This is a genomic window from Mariprofundus micogutta (genome assembly GCF_001895085.1).
GTDB lineage: Bacteria > Pseudomonadota > Zetaproteobacteria > Mariprofundales > Mariprofundaceae > Mariprofundus > Mariprofundus micogutta.
This window is the reverse complement of record NZ_BDFD01000021.1, coordinates 1-23,692: the sequence shown is the minus strand read 5'-3', so window position 1 is coordinate 23,692 and position 23,692 is coordinate 1. Positions and strand designations below refer to the sequence as shown.

The following is a 23,692-nucleotide window of genomic DNA, read 5'->3' as shown; positions in this document are numbered from 1 at the left end:
GTGATACCTATAAAGAAATACAAATGTCCTGACATTTATGCATGTAATTATGGACGATTGGACATATGCCCTGACATTTGTTCATTATCTAATGTGTGATTTACAAACACCTATAAGTATGACATTTTTTGAAAATGTTGCTACATAAGGCTTCACTGAGGTTAAGGCTGCCTCCCCTTGGGGATGCCAACATGAAAAGCACTTGCGAGAGATCGTAGGTGCTTTTTTTATTTACCTTTGTTTTTCTCTTTATTGAATCCTAAGCCAATCTTTCGCCTCCTTCACGGTTTTGAAAATTTCTATGTTGCCATGTTCGCCAGTCATATGCAGTTGGAACATGCGGGATAGGCCAATGATGAGCTTGTTATCAGCCACTAACGCTCTTTTTGCCTTGTCTCCCCAGGGGCTGTTGGCAACGGTAAACAGCTTATCAACACTATCAATATCCGTATTTTCCTGTTCAAGACAATTAATCAGTTCTTTCATGCAGGGATCAAACTGTGGATCACCCCTCAGGCAATTCTGATGCGCAATCATATCATCACCTTTGACAATGCCCGATACCTGCGTGAATACAGTCTGTTGCTTCATGTCGATAATGTATGAAATAGGCATAGCCTGCTATATATAGACTAAAAGCATAACTACCCCCAAGTTTTTTTACTTCTGGCAGCCGATGCTTGCCATTTAGCAGTAGCATGCGTGGAATGTGCGAGTGTCTTTTACATCTATCGATATCAGCACCCTGCCACCGCCTTTAGTCGAGGTTTGTGAACGCATATGCGTGTCTCACAAGCATGCAACATCATGGCTTGTAGGTGGCTGCGTTCGAGACCTTATGCTCGGCATGCCCCCCAAAGACTTCGATCTGGAAGTATACAATGTGCCAGCCGAATTACTTCGGGAGACATTAGAGAATATCGGCAAAGTTGAATTTGTAGGCAAACAGTTTGGTGTATTTAAACTGTGGTATAAAGAAATAGAAATTGATGTCGCGCTACCCAGAACAGAGCGCAAAACTGCACGAGGGCACAGTGGTTTTATGGTGGATTCAGACCCTTCCCTTTCCCCTGAAATAGCCTCGCTAAGACGAGATTTTACCATCAACGCAATGATGCTCAACCCCTTGACTGGTCAGATGCATGATTTTCATGGTGGCAAAAAAGACTTGCAAAACAAGAAATTGCGTCATGTAAGCAAAGCATTCTCTGAAGATCCGCTCAGACCTCTGCGGGCGATGCAGTTTGCTGCAAGATTCGGTTTTTCCTTACATGATGAGTCTGTTGATTTATGTCGAGAACTTATTGCCGAGGCAGCATACCTGCCGCCGGAAAGAATCTGGACAGAATGGCAGAAATGGAGTTGTGCGCCTTACCCCTCTTATGGACTGCAATTATTAATCGATAGTGGCTGGATTTCGCTGTACCCAGAACTTCAGGCGATTGTTGATTGTCCTCAGGATCCGCATTGGCATCCGGAGGGTGATGTGTGGACTCATACGCTACAATGTTGCGATCAGGCATCAGCGATTGCATCAAAAAATAATTTATTAGCAGTAGTTCGCCAGCGACTGGTGTTTGCCGCACTGTGCCATGATTATGGTAAGCCTTCTGTCAACACGACTGGTCATCAGGGACGCATTCGTTCACCGGGACATAGCGAAGCAGGCATCAAACCAGCCCAATCCTTCTTAAACGGTATTGGTGCCCCTTTATCACTATTGGATTACGTGGAGCCTTTGGTTCGAGAGCACATCACACATTTACATGGTGAAGCAACTGAGCGCGCCGTTCGAAGGCTGGCTCACAGGCTTGAACCGGCAAATATCGAATTATGGGAAATGCTTGTAGAAGCTGATGCATCAGGCAGGGCTCCTGCACCGCCTTCAAGGCCTGCACTTGAATGGCTGCACAAGGCTGTGCAGCTACAAAACCATCAGAATCGCCCCCACCCCATTCTAACCGGCAAACTCATGCTCAAAATGGGAGCGCAACCGGGAATATTGATGGGTAAGATTTTAAAAAGTGCTTACGAAGCGCAACTTGACGGCTGCATTTATGATAAACAGTCAGCTATTGCCTGGTATCAGAAGCAGAGGAAAAATAACCAAGGTAATTAGTCAACCATTTGAAATTATTGACGAAATTTCATCTGAAGCTATAATGCCTTTGCTTTTAAAAAGGAGCCACCAATGCCCCACTATCGTCGTTTTTCTGACGCCTCAGTAAGTGAAAAAATACTCGATACCATGTTTCTTATTACCATTGGTCTTGGCTATCTGTTCGCGCTGGCACACACCTATTTTTCTCACGAAGGACGTGATGGTCAAGTCGGCCTGTCAGTTGAAGATGTGAAGATTGCATACTACGGCGAACATCAGCAAACCCGCCTTGGTGCTGCGCTAAATGGTGGCATGGACGCCAATCTTGAAACCCCTGAGCAAAAACAGGTGATTGTTGACTGGATTGAGGGCGGTACCGATAAAGATGAATTTGAAAATAAAATCGCTCCGATTCTGAATAACAACTGTATTGGCTGTCATTCCCTTGAAGCTGAAATGGGACTACCACCTCTAACCAGTTACGAAGAAGTAAAAACACTGACTCGAGCTGACACCGGCGCTTCTGTTGAGAGTCTTGTGCGCGTATCTCATATCCACCTGTTTGGCATCGCCTTCATTCTGTTTTTTGTCGGTCGGATTTTTATACTCTGCGAAATGCCGGTGATGATAAAACGTGTCACGGTTGCCGTTCCGTTTCTGGCTATCCTGGTTGATATTCTCTCATGGTATATCACCAAATATATTCCCGGCTTCGCATTTGTCGTGGTGTTGGCCGGTGGTCTGATGGGGATCTCTTTGACCATTCAGATTCTTGTCTCAATGTATCAGATGTGGCTATACAAACCTGATGTAGAACCTATTGAGATGTAGGGTTTGTACCGGACTGAGAAATGAATAAACATTTATTGATGACTATTGGTCTTTGCCTGAGCCTATTGCCTCAAAGTGTTTTTGCCCAGGGTGACGGGGAAAAGCTTTTCAATGAAAAATGCACCATTTGCCACGCTTTGGAAGAGCAGAAAATGGGGCCATCAGTAAAAGATATGATGAAAGACCCGCTTGCTTTGCAAGCAGCAATTACTGATGGCATCGATAATGCTAGTGCACTTCCAATGCCTTCATTTGGCGGAATACTTAAACCCGAGCAAATAAACTTGCTTGTTGATTTTATCAGCCAGTATAAGTGAAAGCTCCGGTGTAATGATTTAAACTCTAAGCGCAATCATTCCTCTCGTGACTGAGGCTTTTAGGGATTAAACTACTCCCATAGTGGAGAAAGAAAGGAGAAAGACGATGAAAAACACAATTGCTATAATTTTAGCCGCAGCCTTTTTGGGGCTGACTTCACAGTCTGCAATAGCCAGTGATGGTGTGGATGTCGAAAAAGTGTACAGCAAGAAATGCAAGATGTGCCACAGTTTTGACAAGAAAAAAACCGGACCAGCATTCAAGGATATGAATAAAGATCCTGAAGTATTGAAAACAGCATTCACAACTGATCGCGTTAAGATGATGAAAGGCGTGAATAAAAAACTGAATTTAAATACAGATCAGGCCATGGTAGATGCGCTTGTCGCATTTATTCAGTCTAAACAGTAAGGCCAGTCAGCACTTGCGCTTAATTACTGTGTAGTAAATAGTTAGCGACTCAGTCACGGGAGGAGTGAAAATATGCATTTAATTCGATTGACGGGGGCCCTGCTTGCCCTCTGCCTAATACCATCACTGGCATCAGCTGCTTCAGATGAAATGGATGGTAAAGTTTTGTTTGAAAATAATTGTTCCGCATGTCACGGCATCGATGGCAAGCCGACCAAGTTCGGTAAAACATTAAAGCCGTTCCCTGCGCGTAACCATCAGGCGATTGCATCTGTAGTCAGCCGCGATGAGCTGCGTCGCATCATTGCTTATGGTATCAATGGCACGGCCATGACGCCGAAGAAGTATGATCTGGATAGTTTGCAGATTGAAGCTGTGATCGATTATATCAAAACATTTGAATATAAACCGAATCTGGCTAACGGTAAAAAACGCTTTGAAGCAGTCTGTTCAAGCTGTCACGGCATGGATGGACGTGCTGCAACAGGTATGGGTGCCAAAAACCTTGTCTACTCCGAACTGGATCTGGCAGGAATTACTCATACCATGCGTTATGGTCGCCCTGGCACCAAAATGACAAGCAAGCGTCATCAGATGACCAATGAAGGCATTGCTGATGTGGCCAACTATGTACATAGTCTGCGTTTCAAAGCTGATGCTGTGAAAGGCGCCAAAGCGTACAAACAGAATTGTATCGCATGCCATAAAACACCGGCAGATATCAAACTGAGAGGCAATGCTGCCAGCAAGCGCACTATTGCAGATCTGAGTAACCGCCTGCTGGACCTGCGTATTCGTCATGGTCGCCATGTGGATCGTGCCGGTAAACATGTCGCGCATCTGCCTGCATCTGATGTTGACGATATCATTGCCTATATGAGGAAGAGTACTAAGTAATGACACACAGTCCCGTGAAAAGCGCCTCCCAATTGGGGGGCGCTGATCTTTTTGATCTGGAAATCATTAAAAAATATGACAAGGCGGGGCCTCGTTACACCTCCTATCCTACTGCTCCGATGTTTCACACTGGTATCGGTGCCAGCGATTATGCAACAACACTGAAACGCGTAGCCGACGATGATGCGCCGCTCTCGCTGTATATTCATATCCCATTCTGCAATACCGTCTGTTACTACTGCGGCTGCAGCAAAATCGTCACCAAACAGTATGAACGTGCTGCCCCCTACCTCGAACTGCTGCTTAAGGAAATCGACCGCGTTGCCGATACGATGTGCAATAGCCAAAGGCCTGTGACTCAACTTCACTTCGGTGGTGGCACTCCAACCTTCATGAACAATGATCAGATGCGCGCTATTATGACCAGGCTGCGCGAACGCTTTAATTTCGTCAGCAAAGACGAAGGCGAGTTCAGTATAGAGATCGACCCGCGTGAATGTGATGAAAACACTGTTCGTGTTCTGCAGGAGATCGGCCTGAATCGTATGAGCATGGGTGTACAGGATTTCGATCCGATTGTGCAGAAGGCTGTCAATCGTATTCAGTCCAAAGAAGAGACGATGCGAGTGCTCGGTGAGGCGCGTCAGCATGGTTTTGAATCGATGAATATTGATCTGATGTATGGCTTGCCACATCAGACTGTCGAAACCTTCGATGCCACGTTGGATACAATCATTGAATTCAATCCTGATCGTATTGCTCTGTTCAATTACGCTCATATGCCACATATGTTTATGCCACAGCGTCGCATTGATGAAACGGCAATGCCTACAGCACAGGAAAAACTTAATATCCTTGAGCATAGCATTAACAAGCTGCTGGATGCCGGTTATGTGTTTATCGGCATGGATCATTTCGCCAAGCCGGAAGATGAGCTGACCATCGCTCAGCAGAATGGCAAGCTGTATCGTAATTTTCAGGGATACAGCACACAGGCTGATTGTGATCTCATTGGACTGGGCGTGACTTCCATTGGTTATGTTGGTGGCGGCTTCTTCCAGAATGCAAAAGAAATGGACGGATATACAGAAGCTGTAGAACAAGATGAGTTCCCGGTTTTCCGTGGTTATATACTCTCGGATGAAGATCACCTCCGCCGTCAGGTTATCATGCGCCTGATGTGCGATTTTTCATTGGATTACAGCCAGTTCGAATCCGAGTTTGGTATCAATTTCAAACAGCACTTTGCCGATGGCATCGCAGACCTGGATGAGATGGCAAAAGATAATCTGGTTGAATTGCGAGAAGATGGCCTGACAGTCCTGCCCGCAGGTCGCCTGCTGATCCGTAACGTTGCAATGGTTTTCGATGAATACCTGCAGAAGAAAAAAGAAGGTTCAAGTTTCTCTAAAACGATCTGATTGGGCTTATTATTCGATTGATCCGAAAACCTTATGATGGCCGGGTATATGCCTGGCCATTTTTATGGTTAGCTTCCCTATCCATGAATATTAAAAGGATTCAATATGCAGATTCAGAGTGACAGCCGCACTTATTATGTTCGCATTGGTGGTGAAGAGCCGCTGCGTCGGCTTGTACAGCATTTTTACCATTTCATGGATGAGTTGCCGGAGACCGGGACTATCCGCCGCATGCATGCCCATGACCTGAAATCAGCCGAGAATAAACTGTTTATGTTTCTTTCGGGCTGGATGGGTGGTCCATCCCTGTATATTGAGAAGTTCGGCCACCCTCGCCTGCGCATGCGCCACATGCCCTTCTCCATTGGTGAATCTGAGCGTGATCAATGGATGTTATGCATGCGACGTGCACTTGATGAGGTTGTCACAGATAAATCCCTGTCTGATGAATTGTATGCCGCTCTATACGGCGTTGCGGACTTCATGCGCAATCAAGCTGAATAACTTATAATGCCGCAAAACCAAACTCAGTATCGATAAAGGAACAACGATGAAATATCCGAAACCAATCGCGACATCCAATGAAGGTTGGGTCATTGAATTAATAGATGCATATCAGGATGCAAAAGCAGCTATTCCATTTGCCGAGCAGGCAGGGAAAATGATGCTGGAATCCGACCTCTTTCATTTGGCACCAGTGGTCTGCGTGAAATTTCGCGATATGATGGGTTCAGAAGAGTATCGAACGAAAGCAAGAGATGCTGCAATAGGCAGTTACATTGCTAATCAGGAGACAGGAAACCGTAACCTGAACGATCCCGTGATGGCTTTTTCATTCTGTTATATTATTGCCCATTATGGTCTGGGTTTGTTAAACGAAGAACAGTGCCAGAATATCCTTCTATTTGTTGAAATGAATCTGGCGAAAATAAAGACAGCTGTTGCTAGCTGAAACAATCATCAGATTAAACGATTTGAGCAACCTGATATGGCTTTCAATGAAACGTGAAGAGAGTTTACTTGAAAACTGTTAGGTTTACCGGGTAAAAACAGAAGGCTCCCTTAGCTCAGCTGGATAGAGTATCTGACTTCGAATCAGGTGGCCGGGAGTTCGAATCTCTCAGGGAGCGCCATTTCAAAGGAGTCGCAGCTGCTTTGCGACTCCTTTTTTCTTTGTTACCAGATTAGCTGGCTTGAGCAACAACATCGCCAAGTTGAATGTATGTCTCAATACCTGCCAGGGTGTTCGCTAACATATCTTCGGAGGGAGACCACTTTCCTTTTTCTCCACATAAAACAACCGTACTTCCGCCAAAGAGAAAATAGCCTTTTTCATCGCCCTTTTTAAACGGCTTGGATTCATCAAAGGATTGCACGATTTTACCCACACAGGTGGCTCCAACTTCAATATAGGCCAGCTTGCCAAAGTGCTCTGTTTCCAGAATTGAGACACGCCTATCATTCTTGATGAAAATATCCTGTCTGAATTTCAAGGCTAATGGATTCACTGAATGCAGATCGCCCGGAACACTAAAGGCCTGAAGGGTTTTGCCATCATCGGGATAGTGGTAACGATGGTAATCCACAGGGCACAGTCTTGCGATCATCAGTGGACCACCGATAAAGTCTTTGGCTAATTCATCATCACCGATAAGATCAACAGCGCGTAACATCGATCCTTTAACTGGGATATTGAGATCATCGCTCATGCATTCATGGCCAAAGTATCGCGCCTCAGCAAAAGCACCCATTTCATCATCGTTTTTTGTGAAAGTTCTTTGCCCTTCCTGAAACTCTCGGATAAAAAACTCATTGAATGATTTATAGGATGTTTCAATAGGGTTCTCTGTGAAGGATCCTTTTTGGTATTGATCGATTTGAATATTAAAATTTTTCAGAAACGGCGCGACTTTTTGCGCTGACTTTATACTGTCTTGTGATTTCCCGTACATTTGACTGAACATTTTACTTGCAATCAAAGGCCCCAAGAGCCGCCCTATGGGGTTGCCATACGCAAACTTAACCATGCCATCACCATAAACTTTTTCGATGTCCATTCTGTTTTCGCGGCGGTTAAATATTTGAATTTCAAAACCTTGGCTCATTGTAGGGAATCCTTTGTCCATTTTGCTTACGTGGATGGTATCATCTGAATCGAATTGAGTAAAAAATAGAGTGCTTTGTTTATGATAACGGTTTTACTGTTTTTCAACAGCGATGGCTGCCATTTTCATTGTGCTTTCAAATGATTCTGCCCCGGCAATAAACAGGCCATTATGGCAGAACATGGCATCATCAATGCCTGTCACCTCTTGAAGCCCTTCACCGGACAAACCAGCCCATGCTTTAGGCAGCGATTTTCTATCTTCGAAAGAACCGAGTTCAGCAGGAACAGCTTGAATTCTCCATTCGCCGGTCTGCGATGGATAAACCACATACAAAGCCTCTTCAGATAAGCTGAGAACAGTTTTTTTCCATGGGGTATACTGCTCTAATACAACCACTCTCGGATCTTCTGAATTTTCAATCGCTTTAGCGACAATCTCTTTTGCATTAACGCCACCGCTAGCAGCTGCAATAAACCGTGTTAAAATGCGCGATGCAAAAGCGACTGCTTCATCAAAACAATCATCACAGTGACTATCTTCTTGCCAGGTGGGGTTAAACATTCCAATCGTTTGGCTCAGGCTAATGCCTTGAACAACACCTTCGACATGACCACAATCGATGGCATCAATCGTTGATACGAGCCCTGCATCCACAGCATTGGCTACGTCCTGATTACCCTGACAAATCTCTACGCCATATTTCTGCCAGATCAGACCAAACGAGGAGTAAGGAATACCATTTTCGCGCTCACCTGCCCCGCCACGTTGATGATGATCAAAACGGTCGCTCTCCGGGTCATATTCACCTCCGACATCAATCACAATATCTGCCTTATCGATTAGCTCTGAATCACGTGTGCGAATCAGCTTAAAAGAAGGGAATATGATCTCAATTGCAGCGACACTGAAAACATCATCTGCATGAAAATTGCCGTTGTGAGTAGCTATAGTTTTATCATTCATTTGTTCATACCATGTTAAAAAGAAATAATAAGAAGTGGATGCAGCGTGTTTATTTTGCATTGCTCTACGCGGCAGCAGGAAAACCTACCTTATCCAGATTAATTACCGGCCTGTCCACTCTGAAGTCTGACAGATCCATCTCTGGAGTCTCACCCATGATCCAGCGGCTCATGATTTCAGCCGTACCGGGAGCAAGGGCGACACCGTTGCGATAGTGACCACTGGCAACCCAGAGGCCGGGCTGACCATCCACAGGGCCGAGATATGGCATGCCATCAGGACTACCCGGGCGGAAGCCCATCCATTGTTCGACAATGGACGCATCTTTCAAGCCAGGTGTGATGCGGTATGTTGCTTCCAGCAGGTTGTTTACAACTGCATCAGTGGTACCAGGCTGAAAGCCTACCCGCTCCATGCTGGCACCAACGAGGATATGACCATCCACGCGTGGCACGAGATAAACATCGTCATGTTTAATGATGTGGTTCACTTTGCCTGGTTCATCTTTCAGCAGCACAATCTGCCCTTTCACTGGTTCTACGGGTAGCTCTAAGCCAATCTGACGGGCAAGTTCACCACTCCAGCTACCGGCAGCTAGCAGTACGGCATCCGTTTCAATCGATTCACCAGTTGCAAGCTGTACAGATGAGATTTCGCCCTGCCCGTTTTTACCGATACCGGACACTTCAGCCTGTTCGCGAATCGGCACGGCGTAGTTTTCCAGAGCTTTCCTTACCGCGGCAAGCAGGCGTGGGTTTCGCACCTGCCCTACTTGCGGCCATAATAGTGAGCCAGCAATCTGATCACTGATTGTCGGCTCGTGTTCGCGACTCTGTCTGTTGTCCAGTTCTTCAACTTTCCAACCGAAACGTTTGGACCAGCCCAGTGCATTCTCGCGATGATGAATGCGATCATCATCAAACATGGGAATCATCAGGCCGCTTGATCGCCACTCCGTTTTAAGACCGCTCAACTCCTCCAGCATAGTGTTCATGGTCGGAAACATGGAGAGGCTGCTATCTACCAGGTGGGTAAAGCTGTCCGGATATAGCCAGGGATGAATCGGACATAGAATACCTGCTCCAGCCCAACTCGACTCTCTGCCTATTTGACTCTTCTCCAGAATGACAGGGTTGGCTCCGAGGCGGTGAAGATACAGGGCTGTCAGGCAACCGATTACACCGCCCCCAATCACTGCTACGCGTTTGCCATCTGTCTGCCTGCCTATATCCACGAAACTCCCCTCGCGAAGCTGTGTTTTCAAACTTGCAGAAAACACGCCATATCGCCACCATGCCGCCATGCAAGCCTCAACAGGCCAGCCAATGGAGCTAGCGCAAGCTTATCAACATTGCCTGGATATCGCACGAAACCACTATGAGAATTTTCCGACAGCATCCAAACTGCTGAGAGCAGATTTGCGCCCTGCTGTCGCCGCTATTTATGCTTTTGCCCGTCATGCAGATGATTTGGCAGATGAAGATGATGCAACGCCTGAAACACGAATTAAACAGCTCGATGCTTGGGAAACACTGCTTGAACGCTGCGAGAACAATGTTTCGATTGATCAACCCATCTTCATGGCGCTGGCAGATACCATTCAAAAACATGCGCTGGATATTGAGGAATTAAACAACCTGCTGATTGCTTTCCGTATGGATGTAACCATTCATGGTTATGCCACACTGGATGAATTGCTGTTTTACTGTAAACACTCGGCCAATCCTGTTGGTCGCCTGATGCTGATGTTGCATAGGATTAATACTGCCGAGGCATTATACTGCTCGGATAAAATATGCTCGGCATTACAGCTTATTAATTTCTGGCAGGATTTAAGTGTCGATCTTCCGCGTGGCCGGTGTTATCTGCCCGAAGCCTGGTTGCAGGAAGCAGATTTGACCGCTCAGCAACTGCTTGATGGTGATGTAGATAATCAGCTTCTCAGGCCCGTTTTAGACAAGGCGATTGCAGAAACACGCAGCATGCTTGAAGAGGGCCTTCCTCTGCTTGCCATGATCCCATTTCGTTTGCGTCTGCAGATAGCAGCAACCATTCATGCAGGGCGCCGCATGTTGGATAAGATCGACAATTTGGAGAGCCCCATGCTTGAGCGAAGCACGCTGAATAAGAAAGAGTGGAAAAAAATGTTGTTGCCAGTGCTCAAGGACAGCCTGTTTCCGCCCAAGGCAAAACACTGATGAATCCTGAACAATATTGCAGGGATAAAACCCGTGGTTCCGGCTCCTCATTCTTTTATGCGTTCCTGTTTCTGCCGGATGACCAGCGTCGAGCTATCATGGCACTATATGCATTTTGCCGGGAAGTAGATGACATTGCAGATGAGGTGAAAGAGCAGGAGGTTGCCCTCTCCAAGCTGGCCTTCTGGCGTCATGAGTTATCGCAGGCTTTCAATGGTCAGGCTCAGCATCCGGTGGGTAAAGAATTACACTGGGCACAACAGCATTTTTCAATCAATGAAGAGTTACTGGTTGAAATAATTGATGGCATGCTGATGGATGTTAAACGTAAACCGATCCTGAAAGCAGCTGACCTCTCACTTTATGCCTACCGGGTAGCCGGCGTGGTTGGGCTGTTAAGTATCGAAATATTTGGCTATTCGAACCGTAAAAGCCGTGGTTTTGCCACTTCGCTGGGTGAAGCACTGCAGTTGACCAATATTCTGCGTGATGTTGCAGAAGATGCCCGCATGGACCGCATCTATCTGCCTCAGGAAGATCGTATTCGTTTTAAGGTCAGTGATCAGGCTATCAAGGCCGGAGAGTTCAACGATAGCATGCAGCAACTATTGCAGGCCTATGGTGATAAAGCAGAGGCTGCATATCGTCAGGCACTGGCTCAACTTCCCGAGGAAGACAGGGAAAGCCTGCGCCCCTCCATTGTTATGGGAACCATCTATTATGCCTATCTGCAGCGTTTAAGATCTGTAAATTATGATGTCTTTCAGCATCCGGTGCATATCCTGCCATTGAAAAAGATATGGATTGCCTGGCGCAGCTGGCGCTATGAATCAAAAGCGGCAAAGAAAGGTCTGCCGATGAAGCTGGAGTTCTGATATTACAGTTCAATCCGTTGCCGTTGTCGGAGCTGGCCTGTGCGGCCTGACAGCTGCGATTCGTTTGGCACAAGCCGGTATTCAGGTTGAATTATTCGAAGCTTCACCAAAACCGGGGGGGCGGACCCGTTCATTTATCGATAAAGCAAGTGGTGAACTTTGCGACAATGGGCCTCACCTTCTGATAGGTGCATATCAGGCCACACAACAGCTTCTAAGCGATTGTAATGCCACATCTAATCTCGTATGGCAGCCATCATTGAAATTGCCGCTCTGGGATGTTGAGCGTAATCACTTTCAACTTTTCCCAGCTCCGTGGTTGCCATTTCCACTGGCATTATTGATGGCGGTCAGAAGCTTGCCCGCTCACGGGTGGGCTTCAGCAGTTGCCATGTTAAGGCTGGCCCGAGCATTGAATCAGGATCATCCGGCAGATACATCAGTTTCCGATTTAATCCGCTTATATGATATTCCACCAACTCTGGTGTCTGATATGCTCGAACCTATCTGTCTTGGCAGCATGAATGAGGATATTCATAGCGCTGATGCCTCAACATTCAAACGGATATTGCGGGAAAGTTTCGCCAGCAAAAAAACGGCCAGACTCGGTTGGTTCAATGCACCACTGGATTTGGCATTGATCAAGCCGCTTGTAGAAAGAGCTGAACAGCTGGGCGTGAACATCAGAACCCGTCAACGTGTGCGCTCACTCAAAAAAGAGGCTGATGCTGTGCTGGTCAATGGGGATTTGTACGATGCAGTGGTGATTGCCCTGCCGGCTTTTGCTGCGGATGCCCTGCTGGATCGTGAAAGCCAGAGTGAAACGCGATGCATTACCAATGTGCATCTATGGTTTGAGGCTAACCCGGGACTTCCTGAAACGTTTGTCGGTGGCATTCGAACCACTGGTCAGTGGTTCTTCGATATTACGGCTCAAATGCAACAGCAGGAGCTCCCTCTGTATCATATTTGCGCTGTCATCAGCGCAGATGAGCAGGATATGGATGATGCGACTCTGCTTGAGCTTGTAACTCATGAACTCAATCTCATCTGCAACAGTAGCACTCATCTCTCACCATGCCATTTTCGCATTATACGGGAAAAACGCGCAACGGTTCTTGTTCGCAAGCATGATGCAAGTCAGATGGCGTCAGTGAGGATGATTGATGCAACTGAACAACCACTACCCGGTGAATTGCCTGCTACCATTGAGTTTGCAGTGCAAAGGGGTGAAAAGGCAGCCATTGAAGTCTTAAAACTGCTCTTATAAGCGCTTTTATCCACTTATCACTTGAGATTGGTGATAATATGTCACATAGCTACCCCTCCTTCTGGTGTGGTCAAAAATAATACTACAACCCACTGTTATTAAACAACTATTTGTGATGCTTAAATTTTAAGCAGACACAAGCCATGTCACGCAGATGTAATAAACTAGGGTCTCAACTGCAATTCATCCACAAAGTTATCCACAGTATCTGTGGATATAGCTTGAAGGCCTTGAAAACAAAGGAATTAGCTATGTGAATATCCCTTCTTGCACTAAGGTATAGCTGTTTTATGATTGCAAACATGGACAAACAATTTCGCAACCCAACCGTGGCAGATCAGCTTATTGGCGAGCTTGATCGCGCTCTGAATAATATCTTTTGTAAGCAGGTCAGTTCCCGTTCATATCCAGCTGCTGAAGTTCCAGCTGAAACGACTACCGAACTCAACCCTGATGAGAAGAAACTTGCAGCAGGTCTCATGCGCGTAAATCACTCGGGTGAAATGGCTGCCCAGGCGCTGTATCAGGGACAAAGCCTGACTGCACGCGATCCCAAGCTGGTTGATAAATTGCGCCATGCGTCTATTGAAGAGTCTGATCACCTGAACTGGTGCCGTAATCGCCTTGATGAACTGGGAGAGCGCCCAAGCCTGTTTGACCCACTCTGGTATGCAGGTTCATTTGCTATCGGTATGGCCGCAGGCATTGCCGGAGATCGCTGGAACCTGGGTTTTCTGGCTGAAACTGAGCATCAGGTTGTACGTCATCTCGATAGTCATCTGAACCGTTTGCCTGAAGCAGATGCTCGTAGCCGTGCTATCGTTGAACAGATGAAGATTGATGAACAGGGACATGCTGAACTGGCAGAAGATCTCGGTGCGGCCAAACTGCCGCAACCGATTAAAGAGATGATGAAACTGACATCCAGGGTGATGACATCGGTTGCTGAAAAAGTTTGATCTTCCTCTTATCACGCTATCCGGCAAAGGAATAAATCCGTGAGAATACTTGGTGTCGATCCAGGCTCAGTCAAAACAGGTATTGGCATCATCGATGTGCAGGGTAATCATCTGCGCCATGTGCATCATGCCATGATTCGCACCGGTAAAGGTGATTTTGATGAACGCTTACATATTCTCTTCGCAGGACTATCGGAAATTATCTCGGCCTTTAAACCTGAAACGGCAGCGATTGAAGATGTCTTCGTATCCAAAAATGTCAGTTCTGCACTGAAACTTGGTCAGGCACGTGGTGCTCTGGTTGCCGCATGCGGCTTTCACGGACTTCGCGTAGCCCCCTACTCTCCCACGAATGTGAAGCAGGCCGTTGTAGGCTATGGTCGTGCTGATAAGGATCAGATCGGTCATATGGTTCGCATGCTGCTGCATCCGCCGGAACCATGTCCTGAAGATGCTGCAGATGCCCTTGCCGTAGCCATCTGCCATGCGCATCATAGCCCCATGCAAAAATTGGCGCGAAAGTGATAGCGCGGGGGAACTAAATTGATTGGTTGGTTATCAGGCACAGTACGCGAACTCGATCCGGCAGGCCTAGTCATCGTGGAAACTGCAGGTATCGGTTATGAAGTATCCCTGAGCCTGCAAACCCTGTGCAGACTCAAGCAGGGAGAGAAAGCTGAACTGTCTATTCATACTTATGTGCGCGAAGATCAGATCACTTTATTCGGCTTTACCAATGCGTCCGAGCGTGCTCTTTTCCGCAAGCTGACCAGTGTATCAGGAATCGGAGCACGTATGGGTTTAAATCTCATGAGTGGCATGAGCACTGAAGATCTGGTGCGTGCTATCGAAAATGCGGATGACCTCTCCATTGCCCGTACGCCTGGTATAGGCAAGAAAACTGCTCAGCGGTTGATTCTTGAGTTGCAGGGCAAACTCAATGCTACAGCTGCCACCGGTGGTGCCACGGTTACCAACAGCAACGATGATGTGCGTTCAGCCCTGGCTAATCTGGGGTATAAACCGGCACAGATTGATAACGCCCTGAAAAAGGTGGAACCGGCAGATTTTGAAGTCATGTTCCGTGCTGCATTGAAAGCCATATGATGGAAAACTTTTCTGAGGAACGACTGATAGACGGCGAATCCGGTGTTGGCGACAATTGGGATGCCGCCCTGCGTCCGAAAAAGCTGGATGAATATGTCGGCCAGGAAAAAATCCGCGCCAACCTGAAAATTTATATTCAGGCTGCCAAAGCACGCAATGAATCACTTGATCATGTTTTGCTCTATGGACCACCGGGTCTGGGTAAAACTACACTGGCCAATATCATTTCTACTGAGATGGGCGTGAATATTCGTGCCACTTCCGGCCCTGTCATCGAACGTCCCGGTGATCTGGCAGCCATGTTGACCAATATCGAAGAAGGCGATGTCCTGTTTATTGATGAAATCCATCGTTTGAGTCCACAGGTCGAAGAGATTCTCTATCCGGCCATGGAAGATTTTCAACTTGATCTGGTCATCGGTCAGGGCCCTGCTGCACGCTCAATCAAGATGGATATCCCCCGCTTCACCCTGATTGGTGCCACTACGCGTGCAGGATTATTGACCAATCCGCTGCGCGACCGTTTCGGTGTCATTGAACGGTTGGAGTTCTATTCACATGAGGAGCTGGCACGCATTGTCAGTCGCTCTGCCAAACTACTGAATATCGATGCTGCCGATGTAGGTTCTCTGGAGATCGCCAAACGTTCACGTGGTACACCACGTATCGCAAACCGTCTGTTGCGCCGTGTACGTGATTTTGCCGAAATAGAACATGATGGGTTAATCAATCAGGCTGTAGCAGATTCGTCATTGAAACGTCTTGAAGTCGATCATCTGGGGCTGGACCATCAGGATCGCCGCCTGCTGCTGGTGATTATCGACAAGTATAATGGTGGTCCGGTAGGACTGGACACATTGGCTGCTTCAATCTCGGAAGAACGTGATACCATCGAGGATGTGCTAGAACCTTATTTGTTGCAGGAAGGCCTGATTGCCAGAACGCCACGTGGCCGTACAGCGACACCATTGGCTTATGCACACATGCAACGTGAATTGCCCGGCAATGGCAAACAGGAGTCACTACTGTGACCAGCTTTACAGAAACATGGCCTGTCCGTGTCTATTATGAGGATACGGATCATGGTGGTGTTGTTTATTATGCAAATTATCTCAAGTTTATGGAGCGTGCGCGCAGTGAATTTCTGCGTTCAGCCGGGCTCGAGCTCGATCATATTGAATCCGAGTTCGGTGTGATGTTTGCCGTTACTCAGGCCAATGTCCGTTATCTTGTCCCTGCCCGTTTCAATGAAATGCTGAATATCGAAAGCGAGCTGGTTCAGATGCGCGGTGCCCGCATTGCTTTTAGGCAGCGTATTTATCGTCAGTTGGACGGTGTTCTGCTCACTGAAGGTGATATTCACCTTGCCTGCATCCGTCGGGACGGCAATGTCAGTCGTATTCCCAAAGCCGTGCGTGAGTCATTGAAAAGTCATTTGAATAAAAAAGAGGAGTATTCTTCATGAATCAGGACCTGTCGATTCTAACCCTTATCCTGAACGCCGGCTTTGTCGTGCAGGCCGTACTGGTACTGCTGATGATGCTGTCACTGGTCAGTTGGATGATCATATTCAATAAATGGAAGCTGTATCGAAGAACACGTAACGATGCAGAATCCTTTGCTCATACTTTCTGGTCGGGCACTGATATGGATACAGTGCTGGCCGGCATTCCACAGCAGTATCCGGACAGTTCTCTGCCAAATATCTTTCAGGCCGGATATCGTGAATTTATGCGCACACGTCGCGAAGCAAGTCAGTCACAGACCGAAAAAATTGTTGCTGCCGGTGGCATGGACGGTATTCGCCGCTCGCTTGATGCTGCTTTCTCGCGTGAAATGGAGAAGCTGAACCGTCATCTGGCATTTCTGGCCACGGTGGGTTCCACCTCCCCGTTTATCGGTCTGTTCGGCACAGTTTGGGGTATTGTGAATGCTTTCCAGAGTATTGCCCTGACCAAGAACACTTCCCTGACCGCAGTGGCACCGGGTATTGCCGAGGCGCTGGTGGCAACAGCATTCGGCCTGATTGCGGCGATTCCTGCCGTGGTGGCTTATAATAAATTCACTGCGGACCTGAAACGTATGGCTTCGAATATGGAACAGTTCAATTCCGAGTTCCTGAATATCATTTCCCGCCACATGAAGGGTTAAGAGATGTGGGCCGGTCAAAGTAAATGGACTAAAGACACTGAACCCATGGGTGAAATCAACGTTACCCCGTTGGTGGATGTGATGCTGGTACTGCTGATTATTTTTATGGTGACTGCGCCCCTGCTTACTCAGGGTGTAAATGTAGATCTGCCCGATGCAGATGCACCTGCCATGCAGCAGAATCTGGAACCGCTGGTGGTCAGCATCAAAGCCAATGGCCAGCTGTATATTCAGAAAAAGAATATCTCAATCAAACAGTTAGCCCCACGTATTGAAGCAATTCGTAAAGAGAAGCCGGGTTTGCCTGTATTCATTCGCGGTGATGCCAAAACCCCCTATGGGAAAGTTGCTGAAGTTATGAGCCTGCTGGAAACTGCTGGTATCAAGAAGGTTGGCCTTGTCACCGAGCCGCACCGCTAAATACCAATCCGATCACTCCGGTGACCTGGGCAAACAGGATCTGCTATTTGCACTCCTGTTGCATATGCTTGTTTTTACCATCGTGATGGTGATGGCTTTCTGGCAGGGGCAGCGGCAAGAGGAACCACTTAAGCGTATCGAAGTGATGATGATTTCCGCCAAAGAGTTGGCCAGACTGGAACAGCAGGCCCGGCGCAAACCAAAACCGACAAAACAGGTAAAGGCAAAAGAAAAAGCCAAGCCTAAAGCAAGCGTAAAACCCAAACCGAAAGCCAAGGTGAAACCGGTGCTAAAACTTGCACCTGCCAGGGCTAAACCCAAGCCACAACCCAAGCAGAAGCGCAAAGCTGCAGAAAAAGTGGATCCGGACTTTGATCCATTTGCGCCGGTGGCTTCTACGACCGACCGCTCTGAATCTACACTTAAAGCCTCCACATCTCGCCCTGATATTGCCAATATTATGGGCCAACAGCTTTCTAAAAATGAGCTGGAGCGCTATATCGCTTTAATGCAGGCCAGAGTTCAGGATAACTGGAAGGTTCCTGCCAGTGCCGACAATGCCAAAGATCCGCTGGTGGAAATGCAGCTCGCCCCTACCGGCGAAGTGGTCTCAGTAAAAATCCTGGAGTCTTCAGGTAATGACCTGCTCGATGCTTCGCTGATTCGTGCCATACATGCTGCTGCCCCATTTGAGTTACCGCGTCAGCAGTTTGAATTCTTCCGTGTAAACAGGATTCGCTTCCACCCATTAAAATAAGCACCACCCATCAAGAGTGATGTACTGACAGAAGGATGCGTTAGCAGAATCTGGGTTCTAACAATGGGGATCACTACAGGGGGTACAGTTGTTTTCCAGATGTGAAGATTCAGGTTGCAGAGTTGCGTGTTCAATGCCCTGTTTGCGCAGTAGTTCGAGTAGATTCGGTAGAATACAATCCCACTCGGATATGGATTCAATCTCAATATGGGAGGATATCGCCATTCTGCTATCGGGCAAACGCCACAAATGTGTATGATGAACGCCTGTAACGCCCGCTGCGCCCTTTAAACTGGTTTCAACAGCATCCATATCCAGAACTTGCGGAGCAGCCTCCATAAGCTCGATTGTGGTTTCCCGAACAAGTCTCCAGCCACCCCATGCAAGAATTGCGGCAACCAGGCACGAAAGAATCGGATCAATCGGCATCCAGCCTGTGAAATAGATGATTACACCTGCAACTACAGCAGCTACAGAACCAAGCGCATCTCCAACCACATGCCAGTAAGCTGCGCGGCTATTAATATCATGTTCACCATGCAGCCACTTCAGAATAATCAGGTTCACAGTCAGGCCAATGATACCGATGACAATGACCATGCCCCCCTGCACTTCCGGAGGTGCAGCGAGGCGCCCTACTGCTTCCCAGACGATCCAGCCACTTAGAAACCAGAGCGCAAAACCATTGAGTTGAGCTGCAAGCACGCGTGCCCGTCCATAACCATAGGTCATACCATTATGGGCAGGTTTTACAGCCAGACGGCTTGCAAAAGCGGCCAGAGCCAGTGCGACCACATCGGATGACATGTGTGCTGCATCAGCCAGCAGAGCCAGTGAATTGGAGATCCAGCCACCAAGCAGCTCAACAATAGCAAACAGTAATGTTAGTCCGAGCGCTGCATCCAGTTTATGTCCATGCGAATGACTGTGCTCATGACCATGATGATGGCCAGACATCAGCAGCAGAACTCTTTAATCGTAATAGTCATGCAAAGATTATTGAGTTGAGTTATCATGAATTCAACCACTGATAAAAAAAGGCCGCCATAGAGGCGACCTTTCTTCAATATCAACGTCCAGGTGTTTTAAAAAATGGAGTGGTGTCCCCAGGCTTTGGTACCATTATCCAGTTTAACCAGATACCAGCCGCCCTGCTCTTCCAGTTTGGTGACAAAATCACCCTGTTTGATGCGGCTGATCACTTTAGCTTTACCATTTGGCGATTTGCGAACATTTCCGATTCCCACAGATACCTGCAGACGCGGAGCAAAAATAGTTTTGTACATCCAGGCAACAGTACCGCTCTCAAGTTTCACCTGATACCAGCCCATTTGCTCATTCAGCTTGATAACCTTGTCACCCATCTTCACTCGAGCCACACGTTTACCTTTGTTACTCGGTGTATTGCGAGCATTACCGACATGAGCCGTGACCGTGATCTCCTGGCCAACGACAACTTCAGGCTCTTTCGCTTTGCTGGTCACCTTTATTTCAGGTGTCTCATCCAATAATGATTCAACCTTTGCTTTAGTCACCGGTTTGTTCTCATTCAAAACCGGAGCTTTCACCTCTTTTACCGGCTCAGGCTTAATCTCTTCAGCCATATTCTGTTTAGCCACCTGGACCTCTTGTGCAATATCAACGACAGGGTCGACCAGTTTAAGCTCGGTATCTGATGCAGCTTCAACATCGACTACAGCCACTGGTTCACTTTGCAATGCTGCTTCGGCAACACTCTTCGACTCAACATCAGATTGCCTGGTTTCAGCAGGAGTTTCAGCCACAATAGCAAACAGGGCTTGATCGGCTTGTGGAAAGAAGAACCACAACAGGCCTGCAGCGACTGCAGTACCGATCAATGACTGCTTCACTATGTAAGACATCGAACGCTTCTGATTCATAATACCGTTGGCTTGCTTGATATTGTAAGTATTAAACTCTTTCTCAAGCAGCTGCATGGCTTTCTCAGCTTCATCACTAATTTTAGCAGCCTGCTCATGATGAGCTTCAGTATGTTTGCTTCCAACTTCTGAAGCTGCTGCTAACTGTTCAGCTTTTTTGGATTCAATCAGAGTATCAATCTGAAGCTGCAGTCCAGCCATGAACTGGGCCAGTTTATCCTCCAGCCTGTCGCCTTCTCGCAGATTGCTGAGTAAGCTGTTCTTTTCCTGACTGATCAGTAAATCCAGCTCATTGATAATATTCGGTTTCTGACTCATCTCACACTTCCCATGAATTATGAATTTCACGGCAAATTCTATCGCGCAGATAACGGAAAAAATGTGATCTGGCGCATACTGTGATATCAGAACACAGTTCTGACGGCAGCAGCGACAACATCTAAATTAGTGTGAACAGGCTCTAGAAGATAGAGTAATGCGCCCAGGCTTCAACGCCCTTGATTCTAACCTGAACCCAATCACCTTCGCGTTTGATAGCAAATACTCTGGTACCCTGCTTCAGTCTGAACATGATCTCTGCACCGGTATTCGGTTCACGCCTGACATTCCCTAAAATGCTGGCAACCTTCACTACTCTATTTTGATACACTCCATCGGATGCGCTCGAAACAGGCTGAGTTTCAGTGACAGGCTCAGCTTCTGGTTTGGTAACCACAGCTACCGGCGCTGCAGTTTTGCTGGCAAACACACTGTGATGCGCCCAGACCAGTTTTCCTTTAATTCTAAGCTGAACCCAGTCGCCTTCACGTTTAATTGCAAACACCTTGATCCCCTGCTTCAGCCTGTGCAGCACATCAGCCCGGGCATTCGGTTCACTTCTGATGTTCGCAATCGTGGCGGTTACAGTCAGCGTTGTGTTGTTCACTGTTGCAACGGGAGCCGTTGCTGCAACTACAGGTGCGATAGCAGGGGTGGCTACAGCAGCCTCCTGTTTGGCCGGTTCTATTTTTATATCGGTTTCTTTATTTCCAGTATGGCTTACCTTTTCAGCGTTTACTGGTTCAGCTGCAACAGTTGCAAGCTGTTGCTCTTGTTCGGCAACTGGTTCAATGCTTTCAACTGCGACTGGATCAGCAAGTACAGCTTTTGTCTCCGCCATATGTTGTTGTCCGGGCATCGGTGATTCCGGTGGTATTTCAGTTGAATCTGGCCAGACAATCCAGATGACTACGGCAATGATCAAACCACCTGCGGTCAGAAAACGAGGATTGGTGTTTGTCGTTTTGCCCGGGTTTGCTGCTCTGCTGTCCGCTTCAACTGATTTCTGTTGAACGACCGGCTTTTGCTTTTTGACCTTTTTCCCGACGTTTTTGGCTGGAGCTGGTTTTGCCACAGCTTTGTTTTGTCCGGGTGGGCTTGCTACTGCTTTCACTGTTTTCTGTTGTTGGCTCTGCTTAACAAAATCGTCCATCTGTTTCTGAAGATCATCGACAAAATCATCAAGTCGATGCTGGCTATCAGGCCCATAATCGATCTCTTCTACTGCAGCGTGCTCAGCATTCTCTTTTTCGATAAACTCATCAAGCTGCTTCTGCAAAGCTTCAAATTCATTGATATTTTCATTTTCTGACACTTTCTTGTTTACGTCAGTTTTATGCGAATCACCCATGAGCCCTCTTCCACTATCCGACTTGTCTGACCCGAATGTATCTATGCATGACCGGCAAACTGTGAAGCAAATCACACTACCAGCCCTTAGTCAGCCTGCAAAACTTCCTGTTTTTACCTGTACTTCACCTTATTCACCTGATGATACTCATCCAACTCGAATACTATATCAGCGCTGTCCGGCAGTGTCTGACTGGCCCAGTTCGTTAAACGTTCAAAATGCTGCATAAAACGCAACAACTGTTGCAGATCCATCTGCAAGTCCGTCTTCGCATGAGATAGTCTGGCTTCCTGCTCTCCGCGCCATCTTCTGATCGCATCCATATTCGGTGATTTGAGGTATAATAAAGCATCCAGCTCTGAGAACAGCAACTGATAGCTACCACGTAGCTGTTCATTGGCGTAGTTACGCCATACTCTTTGTTCATCTTCATCTGCTTCAAGCTTGTTCACATGCTGATGCAACAGGGCATCTGTCTGGCCTGAAAGTCCAAGGCACCAGCCTTCAAACAGAATAATATCAACAGGCCTGTCCTGAACAGGCCACTGCCTTTCTGGAAACGGGTTGTCATTTATTTTATCAAACCGGGGTAGCTGAACGGCCTCCTCTTTTTTCAGTGCCGAGAGCACATCGAGCCCGAGCTGTACATCATGCGTTCCCGGCACGCCACGGGTAATAAACAGAGGATGAATCTCTTCAGCCAGCTGATGACGCCTGTCGCGATTGAGGTAAAGGTCATCTATGGAGAGAATCGCTACGGAGTAATCAAATCGATGCTCCAGCAATATGGACATTGCAGCACACAGGGTTGATTTCCCGCTGCCCTGAGCCCCATTCACAGCAAAGGTAAATGCCTGACCAGCCTGCTTATGTTCAGCAATCCAATCAGAGAGTGGAAACAGATATCTATAGATCAGTTCAAGATAGCTCCCTGGCAAACCTTCAGTTTGGACAAAGTCGATCAGACTCTGATGAAGTTGTTCATCATTCATTCCGCCAAGCTAACAAAACAGGATAAAAAAGTGCCAAACCTTTTCTCTGCCCTGTTGCCGTACAAGCTGCTCGCGTGAAAAAAAGTCAGAAATTCTGAAAAAATAGTCTATGCTTATAATAACCGAATAAAGGATGGTACTACATGTCAGAAATTCACCCTCTCGTATTGTTTTTGTCGATTCTTATGGTTTTGGTGCTCAGCTTTACAGTCAGGTTGTTATTCAGCGTTCAAAATTGACCCCCTAGAGGGGTAAATCAGCGTCCAAATTTGACCCCCCTGTAGTATCCCCAGCTAATGATTTAGTTGGAGGAAAAAACAGGAGTGATCACAGTGGAAACGAA

The 23,692-nt window shown here is 47.2% G+C and carries 27 protein-coding genes and 1 tRNA gene; 20 read left to right on the top strand and 8 right to left on the bottom strand.

Annotated features, from left to right (window positions below):
• Positions 1 to 249 precede the first annotated feature (249 nt).
• A complete protein-coding gene (locus tag MMIC_RS12620) occupies positions 250 to 486 on the bottom strand; it encodes a hypothetical protein (protein ID WP_143144937.1) in 237 nt (78 codons plus the stop codon).
• Between the two features lie 229 nt (positions 487 to 715).
• Between MMIC_RS12620 and MMIC_RS10480 the strand changes: the two genes are divergently transcribed.
• The 9 genes from MMIC_RS10480 (at position 716) to MMIC_RS10440 (ending at position 7,112) form a co-directional block, all read left to right on the top strand.
• The gene (locus MMIC_RS10480) at positions 716 to 2,119 is read left to right on the top strand and encodes a CCA tRNA nucleotidyltransferase (RefSeq protein ID WP_227819479.1); all 1,404 of its coding nucleotides are present in this window, start codon (positions 716 to 718) and stop codon (positions 2,117 to 2,119) included.
• 72 nt (positions 2,120 to 2,191) lie between these two features.
• Positions 2,192 to 2,932, top strand: coding sequence for an Aq_1264-related membrane protein (locus tag MMIC_RS10475; protein WP_072660426.1), 741 nt, complete (start codon positions 2,192 to 2,194; stop codon positions 2,930 to 2,932).
• A 20-nt stretch (positions 2,933 to 2,952) separates the two neighbouring features.
• Positions 2,953 to 3,249, top strand: a complete 297-nt coding sequence (locus tag MMIC_RS10470) for a c-type cytochrome (RefSeq protein ID WP_072660425.1) — start codon at positions 2,953 to 2,955, stop codon at positions 3,247 to 3,249.
• A gap of 106 nt (positions 3,250 to 3,355) precedes the next feature.
• The gene (locus MMIC_RS10465; protein ID WP_072660424.1) at positions 3,356 to 3,661 is read left to right on the top strand and encodes a c-type cytochrome; all 306 of its coding nucleotides are present in this window, start codon (positions 3,356 to 3,358) and stop codon (positions 3,659 to 3,661) included.
• 72 nt (positions 3,662 to 3,733) lie between these two features.
• Positions 3,734 to 4,558, top strand: a complete 825-nt coding sequence (locus MMIC_RS10460) for a cytochrome c (RefSeq protein WP_072660423.1) — start codon at positions 3,734 to 3,736, stop codon at positions 4,556 to 4,558.
• On the top strand, positions 4,558 to 5,979 hold the full coding sequence (hemN, locus tag MMIC_RS10455; protein ID WP_072660422.1) for an oxygen-independent coproporphyrinogen III oxidase: 1,422 nt from the start codon (positions 4,558 to 4,560) through the stop codon (positions 5,977 to 5,979). The genes MMIC_RS10460 and hemN overlap by 1 nt, the downstream gene beginning before the upstream one ends.
• A gap of 105 nt (positions 5,980 to 6,084) precedes the next feature.
• Positions 6,085 to 6,483 (top strand): group II truncated hemoglobin, encoded by a 399-nt coding sequence (locus MMIC_RS10450; RefSeq protein WP_072660421.1) that lies wholly within the window; start codon positions 6,085 to 6,087, stop codon positions 6,481 to 6,483.
• A gap of 46 nt (positions 6,484 to 6,529) precedes the next feature.
• Positions 6,530 to 6,931: a hypothetical protein gene (locus MMIC_RS10445; RefSeq protein ID WP_072660420.1), complete on the top strand. Its 402-nt coding sequence runs from the start codon at positions 6,530 to 6,532 to the stop codon at positions 6,929 to 6,931.
• Between the two features lie 104 nt (positions 6,932 to 7,035).
• Positions 7,036 to 7,112: transfer RNA gene (locus MMIC_RS10440), tRNA-Arg, on the top strand.
• Positions 7,113 to 7,163: 51 nt separating this feature from the next.
• Here the strand turns inward: MMIC_RS10440 and MMIC_RS10435 are convergent.
• From MMIC_RS10435 to thiO, 3 genes are all read right to left on the bottom strand, one after another.
• Positions 7,164 to 8,084, bottom strand: a complete 921-nt coding sequence (locus MMIC_RS10435; RefSeq protein ID WP_072660419.1) for a phosphatidylserine decarboxylase — start codon at positions 8,082 to 8,084, stop codon at positions 7,164 to 7,166.
• Between the two features lie 93 nt (positions 8,085 to 8,177).
• Positions 8,178 to 9,050, bottom strand: a complete 873-nt coding sequence (locus tag MMIC_RS10430) for an MYG1 family protein (protein WP_072660452.1) — start codon at positions 9,048 to 9,050, stop codon at positions 8,178 to 8,180.
• A 64-nt stretch (positions 9,051 to 9,114) separates the two neighbouring features.
• Complete coding sequence (gene thiO, locus MMIC_RS10425) at positions 9,115 to 10,353, bottom strand: glycine oxidase ThiO (RefSeq protein WP_083530565.1); 1,239 nt, start codon at positions 10,351 to 10,353, stop codon at positions 9,115 to 9,117.
• On the opposite strand from thiO, the gene hpnC reads away from it, so the two are divergent.
• From hpnC to tolA, 11 genes are all read left to right on the top strand, one after another.
• On the top strand, positions 10,352 to 11,248 hold the full coding sequence (hpnC, locus tag MMIC_RS10420) for a squalene synthase HpnC (protein ID WP_072660418.1): 897 nt from the start codon (positions 10,352 to 10,354) through the stop codon (positions 11,246 to 11,248). The genes thiO and hpnC overlap by 2 nt on opposite strands.
• Positions 11,248 to 12,123: a presqualene diphosphate synthase HpnD gene (hpnD, locus tag MMIC_RS10415; protein WP_072660417.1), complete on the top strand. Its 876-nt coding sequence runs from the start codon at positions 11,248 to 11,250 to the stop codon at positions 12,121 to 12,123. The genes hpnC and hpnD overlap by 1 nt, the downstream gene beginning before the upstream one ends.
• Position 12,124: 1 nt before the next feature.
• The gene (locus MMIC_RS10410) at positions 12,125 to 13,393 is read left to right on the top strand and encodes a hydroxysqualene dehydroxylase (RefSeq protein WP_072660416.1); all 1,269 of its coding nucleotides are present in this window, start codon (positions 12,125 to 12,127) and stop codon (positions 13,391 to 13,393) included.
• Between the two features lie 302 nt (positions 13,394 to 13,695).
• Positions 13,696 to 14,352, top strand: a complete 657-nt coding sequence (gene coq7 / locus MMIC_RS10405) for a 2-polyprenyl-3-methyl-6-methoxy-1,4-benzoquinone monooxygenase (RefSeq protein WP_171966503.1) — start codon at positions 13,696 to 13,698, stop codon at positions 14,350 to 14,352.
• Between the two features lie 39 nt (positions 14,353 to 14,391).
• The gene (gene ruvC / locus MMIC_RS10400; protein ID WP_072660414.1) at positions 14,392 to 14,877 is read left to right on the top strand and encodes a crossover junction endodeoxyribonuclease RuvC; all 486 of its coding nucleotides are present in this window, start codon (positions 14,392 to 14,394) and stop codon (positions 14,875 to 14,877) included.
• Positions 14,878 to 14,895: 18 nt separating this feature from the next.
• Entirely contained in the window at positions 14,896 to 15,459 is a 564-nt protein-coding gene (gene ruvA, locus MMIC_RS10395) for a Holliday junction branch migration protein RuvA (RefSeq protein ID WP_072660413.1), read from the top strand.
• A complete protein-coding gene (gene ruvB / locus MMIC_RS10390; RefSeq protein ID WP_072660412.1) occupies positions 15,456 to 16,490 on the top strand; it encodes a Holliday junction branch migration DNA helicase RuvB in 1,035 nt (344 codons plus the stop codon). The genes ruvA and ruvB overlap by 4 nt, the downstream gene beginning before the upstream one ends.
• On the top strand, positions 16,487 to 16,924 hold the full coding sequence (ybgC, locus tag MMIC_RS10385; RefSeq protein ID WP_072660411.1) for a tol-pal system-associated acyl-CoA thioesterase: 438 nt from the start codon (positions 16,487 to 16,489) through the stop codon (positions 16,922 to 16,924). Before ruvB ends, ybgC begins: the two co-directional genes overlap by 4 nt.
• Positions 16,921 to 17,610, top strand: coding sequence for a protein TolQ (gene tolQ, locus MMIC_RS10380; protein ID WP_072660410.1), 690 nt, complete (start codon positions 16,921 to 16,923; stop codon positions 17,608 to 17,610). The genes ybgC and tolQ overlap by 4 nt, the downstream gene beginning before the upstream one ends.
• A 3-nt stretch (positions 17,611 to 17,613) precedes the next feature.
• Entirely contained in the window at positions 17,614 to 18,030 is a 417-nt protein-coding gene (tolR, locus tag MMIC_RS10375) for a protein TolR (RefSeq protein WP_072660409.1), read from the top strand.
• Complete coding sequence (tolA, locus tag MMIC_RS10370; RefSeq protein WP_072660408.1) at positions 18,008 to 18,787, top strand: cell envelope integrity protein TolA; 780 nt, start codon at positions 18,008 to 18,010, stop codon at positions 18,785 to 18,787. The genes tolR and tolA overlap by 23 nt, the downstream gene beginning before the upstream one ends.
• Positions 18,788 to 18,844: 57 nt before the next feature.
• Here tolA and MMIC_RS10365 read toward each other — a convergent pair whose 3' ends face one another.
• The 4 genes from MMIC_RS10365 to MMIC_RS10350 all read right to left on the bottom strand — a co-directional run bounded on the left by MMIC_RS10365 (position 18,845) and on the right by MMIC_RS10350 (position 23,349).
• Positions 18,845 to 19,744: a cation diffusion facilitator family transporter gene (locus tag MMIC_RS10365; protein WP_072660407.1), complete on the bottom strand. Its 900-nt coding sequence runs from the start codon at positions 19,742 to 19,744 to the stop codon at positions 18,845 to 18,847.
• 128 nt (positions 19,745 to 19,872) lie between these two features.
• Complete coding sequence (locus MMIC_RS10360) at positions 19,873 to 21,006, bottom strand: SH3 domain-containing protein (protein ID WP_072660406.1); 1,134 nt, start codon at positions 21,004 to 21,006, stop codon at positions 19,873 to 19,875.
• 142 nt (positions 21,007 to 21,148) lie between these two features.
• Entirely contained in the window at positions 21,149 to 22,357 is a 1,209-nt protein-coding gene (locus MMIC_RS10355; RefSeq protein WP_072660405.1) for an SH3 domain-containing protein, read from the bottom strand.
• Positions 22,358 to 22,470: 113 nt separating this feature from the next.
• Positions 22,471 to 23,349, bottom strand: coding sequence for a hypothetical protein (locus tag MMIC_RS10350; RefSeq protein ID WP_072660404.1), 879 nt, complete (start codon positions 23,347 to 23,349; stop codon positions 22,471 to 22,473).
• Positions 23,350 to 23,692: the final 343 nt, after the last annotated feature.

Excerpts from the sequence above, each read along its gene's own strand:
- MMIC_RS10365 (WP_072660407.1), bottom strand. The coding sequence starts at position 19,744 with ATGTCTGGCCATCATCATGGTCATGAGCACAGTCATTCGCATGGACAT.
- coq7 (WP_171966503.1), top strand. The coding sequence starts at position 13,696 with ATGGACAAACAATTTCGCAACCCAACCGTGGCAGATCAGCTTATTGGC.
- MMIC_RS12620 (WP_143144937.1), bottom strand. The coding sequence starts at position 486 with ATGAAAGAACTGATTAATTGTCTTGAACAGGAAAATACGGATATTGAT.
- MMIC_RS10445 (WP_072660420.1), top strand. The coding sequence starts at position 6,530 with ATGAAATATCCGAAACCAATCGCGACATCCAATGAAGGTTGGGTCATT.
- hpnC (WP_072660418.1), top strand. The coding sequence starts at position 10,352 with ATGCAAGCCTCAACAGGCCAGCCAATGGAGCTAGCGCAAGCTTATCAA.
- ruvB (WP_072660412.1), top strand. The coding sequence starts at position 15,456 with ATGATGGAAAACTTTTCTGAGGAACGACTGATAGACGGCGAATCCGGT.
- MMIC_RS10355 (WP_072660405.1), bottom strand. The coding sequence starts at position 22,357 with ATGGGTGATTCGCATAAAACTGACGTAAACAAGAAAGTGTCAGAAAAT.
- tolR (WP_072660409.1), top strand. The coding sequence starts at position 17,614 with ATGTGGGCCGGTCAAAGTAAATGGACTAAAGACACTGAACCCATGGGT.
- thiO (WP_083530565.1), bottom strand. The coding sequence starts at position 10,353 with ATGGCGGCATGGTGGCGATATGGCGTGTTTTCTGCAAGTTTGAAAACA.
- MMIC_RS10450 (WP_072660421.1), top strand. The coding sequence starts at position 6,085 with ATGCAGATTCAGAGTGACAGCCGCACTTATTATGTTCGCATTGGTGGT.
- MMIC_RS10360 (WP_072660406.1), bottom strand. The coding sequence starts at position 21,006 with ATGAGTCAGAAACCGAATATTATCAATGAGCTGGATTTACTGATCAGT.
- MMIC_RS10430 (WP_072660452.1), bottom strand. The coding sequence starts at position 9,050 with ATGAATGATAAAACTATAGCTACTCACAACGGCAATTTTCATGCAGAT.
- MMIC_RS10435 (WP_072660419.1), bottom strand. The coding sequence starts at position 8,084 with ATGAGCCAAGGTTTTGAAATTCAAATATTTAACCGCCGCGAAAACAGA.
- hpnD (WP_072660417.1), top strand. The coding sequence starts at position 11,248 with ATGAATCCTGAACAATATTGCAGGGATAAAACCCGTGGTTCCGGCTCC.
- hemN (WP_072660422.1), top strand. The coding sequence starts at position 4,558 with ATGACACACAGTCCCGTGAAAAGCGCCTCCCAATTGGGGGGCGCTGAT.
- MMIC_RS10350 (WP_072660404.1), bottom strand. The coding sequence starts at position 23,349 with ATGAATGATGAACAACTTCATCAGAGTCTGATCGACTTTGTCCAAACT.
- tolQ (WP_072660410.1), top strand. The coding sequence starts at position 16,921 with ATGAATCAGGACCTGTCGATTCTAACCCTTATCCTGAACGCCGGCTTT.
- MMIC_RS10465 (WP_072660424.1), top strand. The coding sequence starts at position 3,356 with ATGAAAAACACAATTGCTATAATTTTAGCCGCAGCCTTTTTGGGGCTG.
- MMIC_RS10475 (WP_072660426.1), top strand. The coding sequence starts at position 2,192 with ATGCCCCACTATCGTCGTTTTTCTGACGCCTCAGTAAGTGAAAAAATA.
- MMIC_RS10460 (WP_072660423.1), top strand. The coding sequence starts at position 3,734 with ATGCATTTAATTCGATTGACGGGGGCCCTGCTTGCCCTCTGCCTAATA.
- MMIC_RS10470 (WP_072660425.1), top strand. The coding sequence starts at position 2,953 with ATGAATAAACATTTATTGATGACTATTGGTCTTTGCCTGAGCCTATTG.